Origin of the sequence: Mesorhizobium sp. M1A.F.Ca.IN.022.07.1.1 (assembly GCF_003997575.1) — a bacterium.
GTDB lineage: Bacteria > Pseudomonadota > Alphaproteobacteria > Rhizobiales > Rhizobiaceae > Mesorhizobium.
Window position 1 is genome coordinate 1 of the sequence record NZ_RZST01000125.1, and the last position, 15,091, is coordinate 15,091.

Annotated in this window: 12 protein-coding genes; 4 read left to right on the top strand and 8 right to left on the bottom strand. The window is 63.4% G+C overall.

Annotated features, from left to right (window positions below; genetic code table 11):
• On the top strand, positions 1-809 hold an 809-nt coding region (locus EOA75_RS15935), incomplete at its 5' end, for a molybdopterin molybdotransferase MoeA (RefSeq protein WP_164747405.1).
• 116 nt (positions 810-925) lie between these two features.
• Positions 926-1,660, top strand: coding sequence for a transcriptional repressor LexA (lexA, locus tag EOA75_RS15940; RefSeq protein ID WP_066992799.1), 735 nt, complete (start codon positions 926-928; stop codon positions 1,658-1,660).
• Here lexA and EOA75_RS15945 read toward each other — a convergent pair.
• Positions 1,654-4,107 (bottom strand): ComEC/Rec2 family competence protein, encoded by a 2,454-nt coding sequence (locus tag EOA75_RS15945; protein ID WP_127324632.1) that lies wholly within the window; start codon positions 4,105-4,107, stop codon positions 1,654-1,656. The two genes, lexA and EOA75_RS15945, sit on opposite strands and share 7 nt — an antisense overlap.
• Before the next feature lie 102 nt (positions 4,108-4,209).
• On the opposite strand from EOA75_RS15945, the gene gltX reads away from it, so the two are divergent.
• Together gltX and gltA are read left to right on the top strand one after the other, a co-directional pair.
• The gene (gltX, locus tag EOA75_RS15950; protein WP_127324633.1) at positions 4,210-5,634 is read left to right on the top strand and encodes a glutamate--tRNA ligase; all 1,425 of its coding nucleotides are present in this window, start codon (positions 4,210-4,212) and stop codon (positions 5,632-5,634) included.
• Between the two features lie 181 nt (positions 5,635-5,815).
• Positions 5,816-7,144 carry a citrate synthase gene (gene gltA / locus EOA75_RS15955; RefSeq protein ID WP_095777720.1) on the top strand — a complete coding sequence of 443 codons (1,329 nt, stop codon included), beginning with the start codon at positions 5,816-5,818 and terminating at the stop codon, positions 7,142-7,144.
• A 79-nt stretch (positions 7,145-7,223) separates the two neighbouring features.
• Here the strand turns inward: gltA and lpxB are convergent, their stop codons facing one another.
• The 7 genes from lpxB to rseP form a co-directional block, all read right to left on the bottom strand.
• A complete protein-coding gene (gene lpxB, locus EOA75_RS15960) occupies positions 7,224-8,405 on the bottom strand; it encodes a lipid-A-disaccharide synthase (protein ID WP_127324634.1) in 1,182 nt (393 codons plus the stop codon).
• Complete coding sequence (lpxI, locus tag EOA75_RS15965) at positions 8,395-9,297, bottom strand: UDP-2,3-diacylglucosamine diphosphatase LpxI (RefSeq protein ID WP_127324637.1); 903 nt, start codon at positions 9,295-9,297, stop codon at positions 8,395-8,397. The genes lpxB and lpxI overlap by 11 nt, the downstream gene beginning before the upstream one ends.
• Positions 9,284-10,120, bottom strand: a complete 837-nt coding sequence (gene lpxA / locus EOA75_RS15970) for an acyl-ACP--UDP-N-acetylglucosamine O-acyltransferase (RefSeq protein WP_127216498.1) — start codon at positions 10,118-10,120, stop codon at positions 9,284-9,286. The genes lpxI and lpxA overlap by 14 nt, the downstream gene beginning before the upstream one ends.
• A 15-nt stretch (positions 10,121-10,135) precedes the next feature.
• A complete protein-coding gene (gene fabZ, locus EOA75_RS15975; RefSeq protein ID WP_095800760.1) occupies positions 10,136-10,597 on the bottom strand; it encodes a 3-hydroxyacyl-ACP dehydratase FabZ in 462 nt (153 codons plus the stop codon).
• Positions 10,590-11,645: a UDP-3-O-(3-hydroxymyristoyl)glucosamine N-acyltransferase gene (gene lpxD, locus EOA75_RS15980; protein ID WP_067319901.1), complete on the bottom strand. Its 1,056-nt coding sequence runs from the start codon at positions 11,643-11,645 to the stop codon at positions 10,590-10,592. Before lpxD ends, fabZ begins: the two co-directional genes overlap by 8 nt.
• A gap of 78 nt (positions 11,646-11,723) precedes the next feature.
• A complete protein-coding gene (gene bamA, locus EOA75_RS15985) occupies positions 11,724-14,096 on the bottom strand; it encodes an outer membrane protein assembly factor BamA (protein ID WP_127324635.1) in 2,373 nt (790 codons plus the stop codon).
• A 218-nt stretch (positions 14,097-14,314) separates the two neighbouring features.
• The coding region (gene rseP, locus EOA75_RS15990; RefSeq protein ID WP_127324636.1) for an RIP metalloprotease RseP at positions 14,315-15,091 on the bottom strand (777 nt) is incomplete at its 5' end.

A 15,091-nucleotide genomic window follows, 5' to 3' on the forward strand; every position in this document is an offset into this window, starting at 1 on the left:
TCCGTCGCCGCGGCCTCGACTTCTGCGAGGGCGACCTGCTCCTCGAAAAAGGCCGCCAGCTCGATCCGGCGGCGCTTTCGCTGGCGGCATCGGCCAACCATCCGAGTCTCAACGTGGTGCGGCAGCCGCTGCTCGCCATCATCGCCACCGGCGATGAATTGCTGCCGCCGGGCAGCGCGCTCGGCCCCGACCAGATCATCTCGTCGAATGCCTGTGGCGTCACAGCTACGGCCCAGTCGGTCGGCGCGCGCGCGCTCGACCTCGGCATCGCCGCCGACCGCAAGGACGCGATCGCGGCCCTGGTCAAGAAGGCGGTCAAGGCCGGCGCCGACGTCATCGTCACGCTTGGCGGCGCCTCCGTCGGCGACCACGACTTGATCCATGACGTGCTGACCGGCGAAGGCATGCAGCTCGACTTCTGGAAGATCGCCATGCGTCCCGGCAAGCCGCTGATGTTTGGCCGGCTCGGCGACATTCGCTGCATCGGCCTGCCCGGCAATCCGGTCGCAAGCCTGGTCTGCTCGCAGCTGTTCCTGAAGCCGCTTCTGGCGCGGCTGGGCGGCCGGTCCTGCCGTCAGGAAATCCGCACGGCCCGGTTAGGCGTCGCAATGCACGCCAACGATCTCAGGCAGGACTATGTGCGCGCCGTGGTCCGCGAAGATGCGGGGGCGTTGATCGCAACACCGTGCGGCATCCAGGATTCCTCGATGTTGAGGATGCTCGCCGATGCCAATGGCCTGATCGTGCGCCAACCCTTCGCACCGGCGGCTGAAGCCGGCGAGGAATGCAGCGTTCTGATGTTACGCTGAACAAAACGTCAACACATTCACTAAACTTTAAACGGTTGCGGAACACAACTGGAACAGATAGTGTTTGTTCTGGGTTTGTTTTTCTGATTCTGGTTTCAGAACCCATGGGGGCCGCCATGCTGACGCGCAAACAACATGAACTGCTGATGTTCATCCATGAACGGCTCAAGGAAAGCGGCATTCCGCCGTCTTTCGATGAGATGAAGGAAGCGCTCGACCTTGCCTCGAAATCGGGCATCCACCGCCTGATCACGGCGCTGGAGGAGCGCGGTTTCATTCGCCGGCTTCCGAACCGGGCGCGTGCCCTTGAAGTGCTGCGCCTACCTGACTCGATCGCGCCCGGCCTCAATGCGGCGAAGAAGTTCTCGCCGAGCGTCATCCAGGGCGGCCAAGGCAATCTCGGCCGCCAGATCAAACCCGCGGCGCCCGCCCGCACGCCGACGCCCAGCAATGACGACGACGCCGTTTCAGCCGTCTCCATCCCGGTGATGGGTCGCATTGCCGCCGGCGTGCCGATCGACGCCATCCAGCACCAGACGCATTCGATCACAGTGCCGCCGGACATGATCGCGGGCGGCGAGCACTACGCGCTCGAGGTCAAAGGCGACTCGATGATCGAGGCCGGCATCTTCGACGGCGACACGGTCATCATCCGCAACGCCAGCACTGCGAGCCCCGGGGAGATCGTCGTGGCGCTGGTCGATGACGAGGAGGCGACGCTGAAGCGCTTCCGCCGCAAGGGCGCCTCCATCGCGCTCGAGGCTGCCAATCCGGCCTATGAGACGCGCATCTTCGGTCCCGATCGCGTGAAGGTTCAGGGCAAGCTCGTCGGGCTCATCCGCCGCTACTGAGGGGGCTGCGGCTTGGCTTTCGGCTTCTCGGGCTTCTTGTAAGGCGCCAACCCCCTCGCCTCACGCGAGTAGCGCCGCTGTTCGTGCCAAGGGCGGTACGGTTTTTCGACGGCGTATTGAATGGTTGCTCGCGCCGTCGCCGATTGCGGATCGAAGAAGACGGCGGCACTGCCGTCGCGCGCGAGCTGCCGCTTGGTGACAACGAGGACACGCGGATCGCGGCAGGGATTGTAGGCCGTGGCGTCGTTGATGACGATGAGGTCTGCGAAGTCGCAGGCAGGCCGGGCAGCTTCGCGTTTTTCGGCGAGCGCGACGATCGCGCCTGATGGATGCCGGCCAATGCAGAGATCGCCCGTGCAGTAAAAGGGCGATCCAGGCGGCAGGTCGACTGGATCGGCCAAGTCCAGCGTGCCCTTGGCGAATGTCTCCGGCGGCACGATCGTTTCGGCCTTGAGCGCACGTTTCCAGTTATCGGTGGTGAACTCGTTGGAGCGGGCGCGATTGATGGCGAGTTCGCCGCCGCCGATCGGCATCGCCACCAGATGCGCGTCCTCCGAGATCAGCAGGTCCGGCGTGCGCACCTGCGGGATGATCATGACGGCCGCGGCAGCGAAAGGAATTGCGGCCAGCCTGAGCCACGTAGTCGCCATCGTGGCGATGACGAGCGCGATCGTCGCCAGCAGCACCGAATGGATCGAGATCATGCCCACGGCATCGACCGGCGACCACTCCGAAATCCAAGCTGAGATCGCGATCATCGCCGCCAGGTCCTTGCCCATCAAATAGAGGAAGGGCCCGTCGAAGCCGAACGGCATCATGACCGCGCTGGCGACGGCGAGAAACATCACGATCGTGACGATCGGCATGATCGCGAGATTGGCCAGCAGGCTAAGCGGCGAGACGCGCTGGAAATGCCAGATGGCAAACAGCGCTGTGGCACTTCCGGCAATGATCGACGTCATCGCGGCACCACCTACTCCGACTGCCAGTTTGTGCGACATGAACCGCAGGAACGAACGCTTTGCCGGCGGCGCTCTCACCTTGCCGGCGCGGTAGTCGGACCAGCCGGCATAGGCGCCGACAAGGGCGGCGGTTGCCGCGAACGACATCTGAAAGCTCGGGCCAACCACTTCATGCGGCGACACCAGGATGACAGCGATGGCCGAGATCGCCAAGTTGCGCATCGTCAGCGCGGCGCGGTCGAAAAGCACGGCGATAAGCATGACGGCCAGCATGATGAAGCTTCGCTCGGCGGCGACCACCACGCCGGAGATGACGAGATAGGCGGCGATCGACATAAGCGCGATTGCCGCGGCATATTTCTTCACCGGCCGGCGTGACGAAAAATCCGGGAACAGCGCAAAGGCGCCGCGCAGCAGAAGCATGACCGTGCCGGCGACCAGCGCCATGTGCAGGCCCGAAATCGAGATGATGTGATAGATGCCGGTCCGCCGCATCGCCTCGTTGATGTCCTCCGGAATGCCGGCGCGCACGCCGACGATCAGTGCGGCGGCAATTTCGCCTTCGGGTCCGCCGACGGTGCTTCTGATGTGGTCGGCAATATTTTCGCGCGCGTTCTCGATGGCCGAGGCGATGCTCGTCTGGCCGATCGGGTCGGTTGGCGGAATGAGTTTCGGGTCGCCGAGGAAAAATCCGCTGCCGCCGATGCCGGAAAAATAGCTGTCGAAGGAAAAATCATAACTTTCCGGACGGACCGGCCCTGTCGGCGGCAGGAGCCGCGCGTAACCCGTCACCAGCGATCCGGCCTTCATGCCGGCCGGGATCCTGCGTGCCGAGACCCTGACGCGATCCGGTGCGTAGCGCAGCTTTGGATGCGCGGTCGAGACGAGATCGATGGTCAGCCTGACGCGGCCATTGGCCATTTCCTCGGCGATGACGACGCGGCCTGTCAGCCGCGTCTGGATTTCGGAGCCGAGCATCGGTGTAGCGGCGCGCCAGGTCTCGACCTTCGCGGCGACGAAGCCCAGCGCGCAAAACAGCGCCGCCATAAAGACCAGGTGTGTCTTCAGCCAGGGGCGCGAAACCGCCGCGCATAGAGCCATCAGCGCCACCGCCGCCAGCGGTCTGTAAAGATCCGGCTCGGCGCTCAAGGAATAATACAGTATCACGCCGGCGGCCAGGAACACCGGCACCAGCAGGAAGCCGATGCCGCGGTCGAGCTCGGTTGAGGCTGCCTCGGCCACACCCCGGCGAAACACGGAAAACGAGGCACGGCGGAACCGCCTGCGGATTAAGTCGATGGCCGCCGGCGGAGGAGCTTGTAGCGAAGCATCGCCGTCCGGCGGCAAAATCTCGGTGGCCGGACGCGGTACGGGAACCAAAACCGGTACTGCCTCGGCAGGTATGGTGTCGGCAAACAGCAGGCGCTCGCTCACGCCAGCCGCCGTCTCCTCGCCCTCCTCCGCACCCCGGCCACGTCCAGCCATCGGGTCTGCCCCTTGCGCCCCAGACCTCCTATGCTACATGAACGCCCACCGCGCGAAAGTCCGCGCAATCATGCCCGCTTCAGAGCTTCTTCCGAGAGTTCCATGTCCGACAAGGTCGTCACCCGCTTTGCCCCCTCGCCCACCGGCTATTTGCACATCGGCGGGGCGCGCACGGCGCTGTTCAACTGGCTCTACGCCAGGCACACCGGCGGCACGATGCTGCTGCGCATCGAGGACACCGACCGCGAGCGCTCCACCGAAGCGGCGACGGCCGCTATCCTGGACGGGCTGACCTGGCTCGGCCTCTCATGGGACGGCGAGGCCGTGTCGCAGTTCGAGCGCGCGCCGCGCCACCGTGAGGTGGCAGAGGAGCTCGTACGGCTGGGCAAGGCTTATTACAGCTATGAAACGCCTGCCGAGCTGGAGGCGATGCGCGAGGCGGCGCGGGCCAAGGGGCTGCCGCCGCGCTACAATGGCCAGTGGCGCGACCGCGGGCCCTCCGAGGCGCCTCCCGGCGTCAAGGGCGCCATCCGCATCAAGGCGCCGACCGAAGGAGAGACCGTCGTGCACGACCGCGTGCAGGGCGAGGTGCGATTCCCGAACAAGGACCTCGACGACTTCATCATCCTGCGCTCGGACGGCAACCCGACCTACATGCATGCCGTCGTCGTCGACGATCACGATATGGGCGTCACCCACATCATCCGCGGCGACGATCACCTGACCAACGCCGCGCGCCAGACCGTAATCTACAACGCCATGGGCTGGACCGTGCCGTCGATGTCGCACATCCCGCTGATCCATGGTGCCGACGGCGCCAAGCTGTCGAAGCGCCACGGCGCGCTCGGCGTCGAGGCTTATCGCGCCATGGGCTATCTGCCGGAGGCCCTGCTCAACTATCTGGCTAGGCTCGGCTGGAGCCACGGCGACGACGAAGTAATGTCGATCAAGAACATGATCTCCTGGTTCGATATCGGCGACGTCAACAAGGGCGCCGCCCGTTTCGACTTCGCCAAGCTCGAGGCGCTGAACGGCGTCCATATGCGCAAGATGGACGACAAGGCGCTGTTTGATGTTCTCGTAGCCACCCTGCCCTATCTCGAGGGTGGCCCGGCGCTCGCGGCCAAGCTCGACGACAGGCGCCGGGCACAGCTGCTTGCTGCCATGCCGGGCCTGAAGGAGCGGGCAAAGACGTTGGTCGAGCTTGTCGATGGAGCCGGCTTCCTGTTCGCCGAGCGGCCCTTGCGGCTCGACGAAAAGGCTGCGGGGTTGCTTGGCAGCGACGCCCGCGCCATTTTGCGCGGCGCCCATGCCGCGCTCGCCGCGATCTCCAGCCAATGGAGCGCCGCGACCGCGGAAGCCGCTATTCGCGATTTTGCGCAGGCAGGCGGCCATAAGCTCGGCGCCGTGGCTCAACCGCTGAGAGCCGCGCTCACCGGCCGCAGCACCTCGCCCGGCGTGTTCGATGTGCTCGCTGTGCTCGGCCGTGAGGAGAGCCTGGCGCGGGTTGCGGATCAAATCGATTAGGAGCGAACTGGCCCAAGAAGATTGGCATTGAAAGGTGTGTTTCGCAGTGCAACATTAGGCTTTGGCCCAATCTGGCACGCACCTCCTAAAATGCGGTGGCAAGTTCGCGCATTCCGGTGATTTCGACGTGTCGTTTGCAGGAATTGCCTTGCCGGCATGAGAAAACATAAAGGAGTTTGCAATGAGCGAAGCTGCGACAAAACTGGAATCGGGCGGCAAGGCGCGCGAGTCGACCGCAAGGCTCGAGCTCGCCGGCAAGACGCATGAATTCAAGGTGCGAAGCGGCTCGACCGGGCCCGACGTCATCGACATCGGCGCGCTGTACAGCACCACCGGGGCCTTCACCTACGATCCCGGTTTCACCTCGACGGCAAGCTGCGAGTCGGCGATCACCTTCATCGACGGCGACGCCGGCATCCTACTGCATCGCGGGTACCCGATCGACCAGCTCGCCGAGCACGGCGACTTCCTCGAGGTCTGTTATCTCCTGCTCTACGGCGAATTGCCGACCAAGGCGCAGAAGGACGACTTCGACTATCGCGTGACGCGCCACACCATGGTGCATGAGCAGATGTCGCGCTTCTTCACCGGCTTCCGCCGCGACGCCCATCCGATGGCCGTCATGTGCGGCGTGGTCGGCGCGCTGTCGGCCTTCTACCACGACTCGACCGACATCTCGGACCCATATCAGCGCATGGTCGCCTCCATGCGACTGATCGCCAAGATGCCGACGATCGCGGCGATGGCCTACAAATACCACATCGGCCAGCCCTTCATTTACCCGAAGAACGAGCTGAATTTCGCCGCCAACTTCCTGCACATGTGCTTTGCCGTCCCGTGTGAGGAGTACAAGATCAATCCGGTGCTGGCGCGCGCCATGGAGCGCATCTTCATCCTGCACGCCGATCACGAGCAGAACGCGTCGACTTCGACGGTTCGTCTCGCCGGCTCTTCGGGCGCCAATCCGTTCGCCTGCATCGCGGCCGGCATTGCTTGCCTCTGGGGCCCCGCGCATGGCGGCGCCAACGAGGCGGCCCTCAACATGCTGGGCGAGATCGGCCATGTCGATCACATCCCGGAATTCATCGCCCGCGCCAAGGACAAGAACGACCCGTTCCGCCTGATGGGCTTCGGCCATCGCGTCTACAAGAACTACGATCCGCGCGCCAAGATCATGCAGAAGACGGCGCATGAGGTGCTGGGCGAGCTCGGCATCAAGGATGATCCGCTGCTCGACATCGCGATGGAGCTGGAGAAGATCGCGCTGACCGACGAGTATTTCATCGAGAAGAAGCTCTATCCGAACGTCGACTTCTATTCGGGTATCACGCTGAAGGCGCTGGGCTTCCCCACCACCATGTTCACCGTGCTGTTCGCGGTCGCCCGCACCGTCGGCTGGATCGCGCAATGGAAGGAAATGATCGAAGACCCGCACCAGAAGATCGGCCGCCCGCGCCAGCTCTACACCGGCGCCACGGAGCGCGACTACGTGCCGATTGCGAAGCGGTGATTGAGCGAATAGCGAAATAGCGAGTAGCGAACAGTGAAAGAAACCCGTCGGCGCTCGCGCCTAGCCTGCTCGCTATTCGCTACTCCCTATTCGCTTTCTTGATGCACCCCAGCACCACCTCTGCAGCAATCTCGCCCGACGGCCTGTCGGTCGCCATGCGCCTGGCGATTTCGGCGAAGCCTGCCTGCTGCCAGGCGCGCATGCCGGTATCGGCAAACAGGGCTTCCAGCTGACGCGCCAGGTTCTCCGGCCTGACATACTGATCGTAGAACTCCGGCACCAGCGCGCGATCGGCGATCAGGTTGGGCAGCAGCGCCGACCAGGTCGTCACCAGATGCTGCAGCAGCTGCCTCGCGATCGGATCGAGCTTGTAGCTGGAGACCATTGGAACACGGCAAAGCGCAAGCTCGAGCGAAACTGTTCCGGAGGCGATCAGAGCCGCATCGGCCTTGCCGAAAGCCAACCATTTGCGCTCCGGATCGGTGACGATCTCTGGCTTCTCGTCCCACCGCGTGACGGACGCCTTTACCAGGTCGGCGACATGCGGCACCGTCGGCAGCATCAGCCGCAAGCGGTGACCGCGCTGATGCAAGACCGATATCGCCTTGCCGAACGGCTCGATCAGCCGGCGCACCTCGCCGCGGCGCGAGCCGGGCAGCACGAGCAGCGTCTTCACGCGATCCTCCGACTGGTCCCGCGGCAAGCTCTGCGCCTTGGCGGCGCCAAGCACGCCGGGATCCTGGGTCAGCCGGTGGCCGACATAGGTGCCGGGCGGCCCACCAAGTCGGGTGAGCGCCTTCACTTCGAAGGGCAGGATGCAGAGGATGTGATCGACATAGGGCTTCATCGCCGCCGCCCTGCCCGGCCGCCATGCCCACACGCTCGGGCAGACATAATGGACGATCGGGATGGCGGGCGCGGCGGCGCGGACCCTTTTGGCGACCCGCAGCGAAAAATCAGGGCTGTCGATGGTGATCAGGCAATCCGGCCGCTCCGCCGCGATGGTGCCGGCTGTTTGGCTGATCCGGCGCATCAGCCGCGGCAGGTCGCGCAAGACGGCGCTGAAGCCCATCAGCGCGATCTCGCTGCCGTCGAAGAGCGGTGTCAGCCCCAGGTCCTGCAGATGCCGGCCGCCGATGCCGACGAGCCGGATCTTACGGCCGGTGGTCTTCTCGAGCGCACGCACGATGTCGGCGCCGAGCAGGTCGCCCGATTCCTCGCCCGCGACGATGGCGATCTTGAGCGGCCTCTCACTGGCCATCGGTCGGCTCCGTCGCGGGAAATCCGACGATGAACAAGCCAAGCGCATTGGCCCGCGCAAGAGTCGCCGGACCTTCGAGAATGAGCGAGCGGCCGGCTTCAACGGCGATGCCGGCAAGGCCGGCCGCATGTGCGGCCTCGACCGTCTGCGGGCCTATCGAGGGCAGGTCGGCGCGCAGCTCCTGCCCTGGCTTGGCGCATTTGACGAGAACGCCGCGCGTCTTGCCGGCGAGCCTGCCGTGCCCGCGCAATTCGCGCGTCCGCTCGAGCAGGCCCTTAGTGCCTTCGATGCCTTCCAACGCGATAACCCGCCCTCCAATTGCAATCGCCGCCTGGCCGATGTCGATCTCGCCGATCGCCTTGGCCGCCGCGCGGCCCGCCTCGATATCGCGCCAGTCCGATTGCTTTGGTCCTGCCTTGGTCAGCGTGCCCTCGCCGGCAGCGAGATCTGGAACGATCTCATGCGCTCCGACCACGGTGATACCGCGCCTTTCCAGCCCGCGCGTCAGAACCTTCAGAAGCCCGTCGTCGCCGCGGGCCAGCGCCATTGCCACGGAGGGGATTATCGTCAGCAGACTGAGCGTTGGACGTATCTTCGCAAGCCGCGGCCTGCGCTTGATCTCGCCGGCAAGAACCAGGTGGCTAATGCCTTCGCGCTTCAGCAAGGGAAGCAGGAAGCCGATGTCTTCGAGCGCAAGCGTCGCCTGCTCGTAGGCGGCAAAGTCCGCTTCGCGATCCACCTCGCCCTCGGCCAGGATGATGAAAGGCGAATGTCCCTGTCTGACCAGACCTTCCGCCACTTCGACCGGCAGGCTGCCGCCACCGGCGATGATGCCGACCCTGGAGCCCGGCGCGAGTGCAAGCTCTGACCCGGCGGGCTCAGCCCTCGTCATCGCCATCGTCATCGCCGCCACCGCCCTTCAGCGGCGGGACGGCATAATGCCGCTTGCCGCGACTGGTGATGAAGTCGATCATCTTCATGGCCGTCGGTGACGAGGCGAACTCCGCCTTGGCGATCTCGACATTCTCCCCGACCGTGCGGGAGTGGTCGAAAATCGCCCTGTAAGCCCTTCGCAGCATGTAGATTTCGGCGCGCGGCAGGCCGGAGCGCTTCAGGCCGATGACGTTGAGACCGCGCAGCTTGGCGCGATTGCCGACGGCGATCGCATAGGGAATGACGTCGCCGACGACCGCCGAGCAGCCGCCGATAAAGGCGTTGTCGCCGACGCGGACAAACTGATGCACGGCGGTCAGGCCGCCGATATAGACATTGTCGCCGATCTCGCAATGCCCGCCGAGCGTCGCCCCATTGGCGAAGGTGACATTCTTGCCGACGACGCAGTCATGGGCAATGTGGGCATAGGCCAGGAAATTGCCATTGTCGCCGATCGCCGTCTCGCCGCGGCTGGAATCGGTGCCGACATGCATGGTGACGCCTTCGCGGATGGTGCAATTTTCGCCGATGACCAGCGTCGTGCGCCCGCCCTTGTGCTTGGTGTTTTGCGGCGGCGCCCCGAGCGTCGACATTGGATAGACCTTGGTCGAGCCGCCGACGGTGGTCGCGCCCATCACCGAGACATGGCTGACCAGCTCGACGCGATCGCCGATGACGGCATCGGCGCCGACATGGCAGAAGGGTCCGATACGCACACCTTCGCCGAGCTGGGCACCTTCTTCGACGACCGAGGAAGGGTGGATTGATGTCTGAACTTTCATGAGCATTAGAAACCGTCAGCCGGTGACCATCATAGCCGAAACTTCGGCTTCGGCGGCCTTTGCGCCATCCACCATCGCCTCGCAGGCAAATTTCAGCAGGTTGCCGCGCTTCTTGATCTTCTTGACGTGGATCCTGAGCTGATCGCCTGGGACGACCGGCTTGCGGAACTTCGCGTTGTCGATGGTCATGAAATAAACCAGCGAGGGCTTTTCCGCATTGAGGCTGCGAATGCAGATCGCGCCGGCGGTCTGGGCCATCGCCTCGATGATGAGCACGCCCGGCATCACCGGCTGCTGCGGGAAATGGCCCTGAAAATGAGGTTCGTTGATGGTCACGTTCTTGATGCCGACCGCGGAGTCGTCGCCGTCGATTTCGACGATGCGGTCGATCAGCAGAAACGGATAACGGTGCGGCAGGAGCTTCATCAGCCCCATTATGTCGACCGCCTCAAGTGTCATCGCAACCGTGTCAGCCATTTCCGTCGCCCTGCTTGCGCGTCCTGGCCAGCCTGCGCAGCATCGCGATCTCACGCATGGCTTCCGCCATTGGCTGCGCCGGATAGCCTCCCCAGACCTCGCCCGCCGGCACGTTGCTCATGAAACCACTTCTCGCAGCAAGCTTGGCCCCGGGACCGATGGTCAAATGATCGGCGAGGCCGACGCCGCCACCCATGGTGACGTTGTCGCCGACGACGACGGAACCGGAAATACCCGAAAGCCCGGCTATAATGCAATTGCGGCCGATGCGAACATTGTGGGCGATCTGCACCAGATTGTCGATCTTGGTGCCTTGTCCGATGATCGTGTCGGACATCGCACCGCGATCGACGGTCGAGTTGGAGCCGATCTCGACGTCATCCTGGATGATGACGCGGCCGATCTGCGGCACGCGCTCAGGTCCCTTCGCGCCGGCCACGAAGCCGAACCCGTCCTGACCGATCCTTGCACCGCCATGAATGATGACGCGGTTGCCGATCAGCGCATATTGGATGCTGGCACCCGGACCGACATAGCCATCACGACCTATCTTGCAGGAGCGGCCAATGACCGCATGGGGCGCAATGACCGTGCCGCTCCCGATAGAAACGTCGGGACCGATCACGGCGCCCGCCTCCACGATCGCACCCGCCTCGACATGCGCGGACGGATCGATGTGCGCTTGCGGCGAAATGCCGGTTTCGCCGGTCATCGGCCCGGGCGTGGCGGCCTGCGGAAAGAGCAGCCGCCCCACCATGGCGAAGGCCTGCTGCGGGCGCGGATGCGCCAGCACCGCAATCCCCTGGGGCGCCCTGTTGGCGAAGTCGGCGGGACAGAGAACGGCAGCCGCCTTGAGCGAATGCATCAAGGCGAAATTGCGCTTGCCGTCGACAAAGACGAGCGCACCGTCGCCACCCTCATTGGCGGGCGCCAGCGCGTCGATGGCGATGTCGGCCTGCGAGGAATCAATAAGATTGGCGCCGGTCAGATTCGCGACCTCGCCAGCCGTATACCGGCGTGAAGGCGCGAAGAACACCGGATCGGTCATTCCACAAACATTATCCAGCTAGGTCGGATCAGTCGATTCCGGGCCATCACACGACCCGGAAACATCGTAACCCGCGGATTAGAAACGGGTCGCTATGCCGAAGTTGAATTCCTGCACGTCGTCGGTCGGTTCCTTCTTCACCGGGATCGCATAGTCGATTCGGATCGGACCGAACGGTGACGCCCACATCAGCCCGACACCGACCGAAGCGCGCAGCTTCATATCGGTCGAGGACTGGGTGACGCCTGCAGTATGAATTGCGCTGCCATAGAGCGTTGCAGCATCGGCAAACACCGCGCCCCGCAAGCCAAAGCTTTCCGGAATAGCCGGCAACGGGAACTGGGCTTCGGCCGAGGCATTGAAATAGGTCGTGCCACCGAGATGGTCACCCGTATTGGTATCTACAGGGCCGATGCCGCCATATTCGAAGCCACGGATCATACGATCAGTGCTTTGGAACTGGTCGAAGATGCGCAGACCATCGTTGCCATACCCGGCGATATGGCCAGCGCCACCAGAGATCAGACCGACCAGATCGAGCTGCTCGGACAGCGTTTGGTAGACGCTTGCGCGCCCGGTCAACTTCACCCACTTGGCGTCACCACCGAGACCGGCAACCTCGGTCGTACCAGTGACGTAGAGCCCTTCATGCGGGTTCTTCATGTCGTCGATGGTGTTGTAGACTAGCCCGAGGCTGACCGACGACTTAATCCATGGGCTTTGCTCTACGCCTTCCAAGATAGCCGGCGAAATGGTGCACGGGCTGCCAGGAATATAGGTCCCGTTGGTCAAGCAACTGTCGTCGACCTTATATTTCTCTTGCGAGATATTGTACGCCAGCTGCGTCGAAATACTGTCGGTGATCGGCAGCCCGAAGCGGATGGTCGCGCCCGTGGTATCACTGTCGTAGTGATTGTTATATTCCCTGGTCGACTTGTAGATATCGAAGCCCGCGGCGATGCGCCGGCCGAGGAAATACGGCTCGGTGAAGGAGATCGCGTAGTCGCGCGAGTTCTTGCCGCCGCCGGCCGACAGCTTGATGTACTGGCCGCGGCCGAGGAAGTTGCGCTCGGTGATCGAGCCTTCGACGGACGGACCCGGCGTGTCGCCGCCGGTCGAATAGCCGGCGCCGACCGAGAACTCACCGGTCGACTTCTCGACCACGTCAACCACCAGGACGACCTGGTCCGGAGCGGACCCGGGGACGGTCGAGATGTCGACTTTTTGAAAATAATCCAGACCTTCCAGGCGCTTCTTCGCGCGCTGGATAAGCACCTGGTTGAAGGCGTCGCCTTCGCTGACATCGAATTCGCGCCGGATGACATAGTCGCGCGTGCGGTCGTTGCCGCGGATTTCGATGCGCTCGATATAGGCCTTGGTGCCCTGGTCGATTGTGTAGACGACCGAGATCGTGTGATTCTCGAAATTGCGGTCGCCGCGCGGCGTTACCTGGGCAAACGCATAGCCTGAGCCGGCGACCTTTTCGGTGAGCGCAACGATCGTGTCCTCGACGTCCTTGGCGTTATACACATCGCCCTTGTGCGTCTCGACCACCGATTCCAGCGACTTTGAGTCGACCTCGGGAATCGTGCTCTCGACACTGATGTCGCCGAAGTTGTAGCGCTCGCCTTCCTGCACGGTGATGGTGACCGTGTATTTGTTGGTGGCTTCGTCCAACTCACCGACGGCCGAAACGACCTGGAAATCGGCGTAACCGTGATTGTAGTAGAAGCGGCGCAGCAACTCCTGATCGGCGCGCAGTTTGTCCTCGTCATAGACGTCGTCGCGCAGCACGAACGAAAGCCAGGACGAACGCTTGGTGTTGATGACGTCCGACAGGCGACGGCTGGAAAAAGCGCTGTTGCCGACGAAATTGATCGCCGCGATCTGCGTGCGCGCGCCTTCGTTAATGTTGAAGACCACGTTCACGCGATTGTCGCCGAGGTCCATGATCTGGGTGGTCACGGCGGCGTCGTCGCGGCCGATACGCCGATAGGCAGCCTTGACCGCCTCGACGTCGGCGTCGAGCGCCTGCTGCGAGAAGGTCGCGCGCGGCTTCAGTTGGACAGCAGCCTGGAGCGCGTTGTCCTTGAGCTTCTTGTTGCCCTGGAACAGGACCTGGTTGACGACCTTGTATTCGGAAACCTTGACGACCAGGGTCGAGCCGACCTGATTGATCTGGACGTCCGAGAACAGCCCGGTGCCGAACAGCGCCTTCACGGCGCTATCGATATCGGCACTTGAAAACGCCTTGCCGGGCTTGATCGCGATGTAATTGCGGATGGTTTCGGCATCGACACGCTGGTTGCCGCTGACCTCGACCCTGCTGACCACTGCTGCTTCGGCTACCGATGTGGCAACGAACTGCACTGCGAGCGCGCCTGGCAAAACCAGGGCGGCGGACAAAGCCGCCGCGGACGCGGCGCTCAGAAACTTGGATGCTGCCTTCATCGGGCTTTTGTACCTTTTTCTCGTAGTCCCCACGGCGAGAAAACCGGACGTGCGGTATTTTCCCTTACCGTATTAACCGGATTTCCCCTACACGCAAGGCTCCCGGTTAATTTGTATTTACTTAACCCTGTTGCGTGGCTTTCGTGTCACGCATATCCCCACGCATGGTAAACGGCGTCTCAATACGGATGGGGCCGAAGCCAAATTCCTTCATGATTTCAGCACCCAAACAGATCATTCCAAAAAACGAAACCCATAAATCCGAGCACCAGAAGGAGACCGGTCCGGTAGGCCATCTCCATCATCCGCTCCGACACGGGCCGCCTTATGACGGCCTCGACGCCGTAGAACAAGAGGTGGCCGCCGTCGAGAGGGGGAATCGGTAGCAGATTGAGAATCCCTATCCCGACTGACAGGAATGCAACAAGCTGCACCAGCCATTCGAAACCGAGTTTGGCCGCCTGACCCGACATTTTCGCGATCTTGATCGGGCCGCCGAGTTGGCATTTGTCCTCGCGCCCGACGACGAAACGTTGCAGAAATTGCCCGGTGCGCTCGATCACATGCCCGGTTTCCTCGACAGCCGCCGCCAGCGCGCCCGCGGGCGTGTAGGAGACCAGTCGCGGCTGCCCGAGCTCCGCATTGTTGGCCACGCCGATGATCGCGACCTTGACCTTGTTGCCCAGCGCATCCTGCTGCTCCATCGGTTCCGGTGTCGCGGTGACGGTGATTTCCTTGCCGTCGCGCAACATGGTGAAGGTGATGGCGTCGCCGGCGCGGCCCGAAACCAGGCGTTGAACGTCGGCGAAGGTCTCCACCTTGTTGCCGTCGACTCTGACGAATCGATCGCCGGGCTGAATGCCCGCCCGCGCCGCCGGGCTGCCGGCGCTGACTTCGGCCACCATCGGCTCCATCACCGGGCGGCCATAGAGCGAAAACAGCACCGCGAACACGGCGATCGTCAGCAGGAAATTGAACAGCGGCCCGGCGACGAC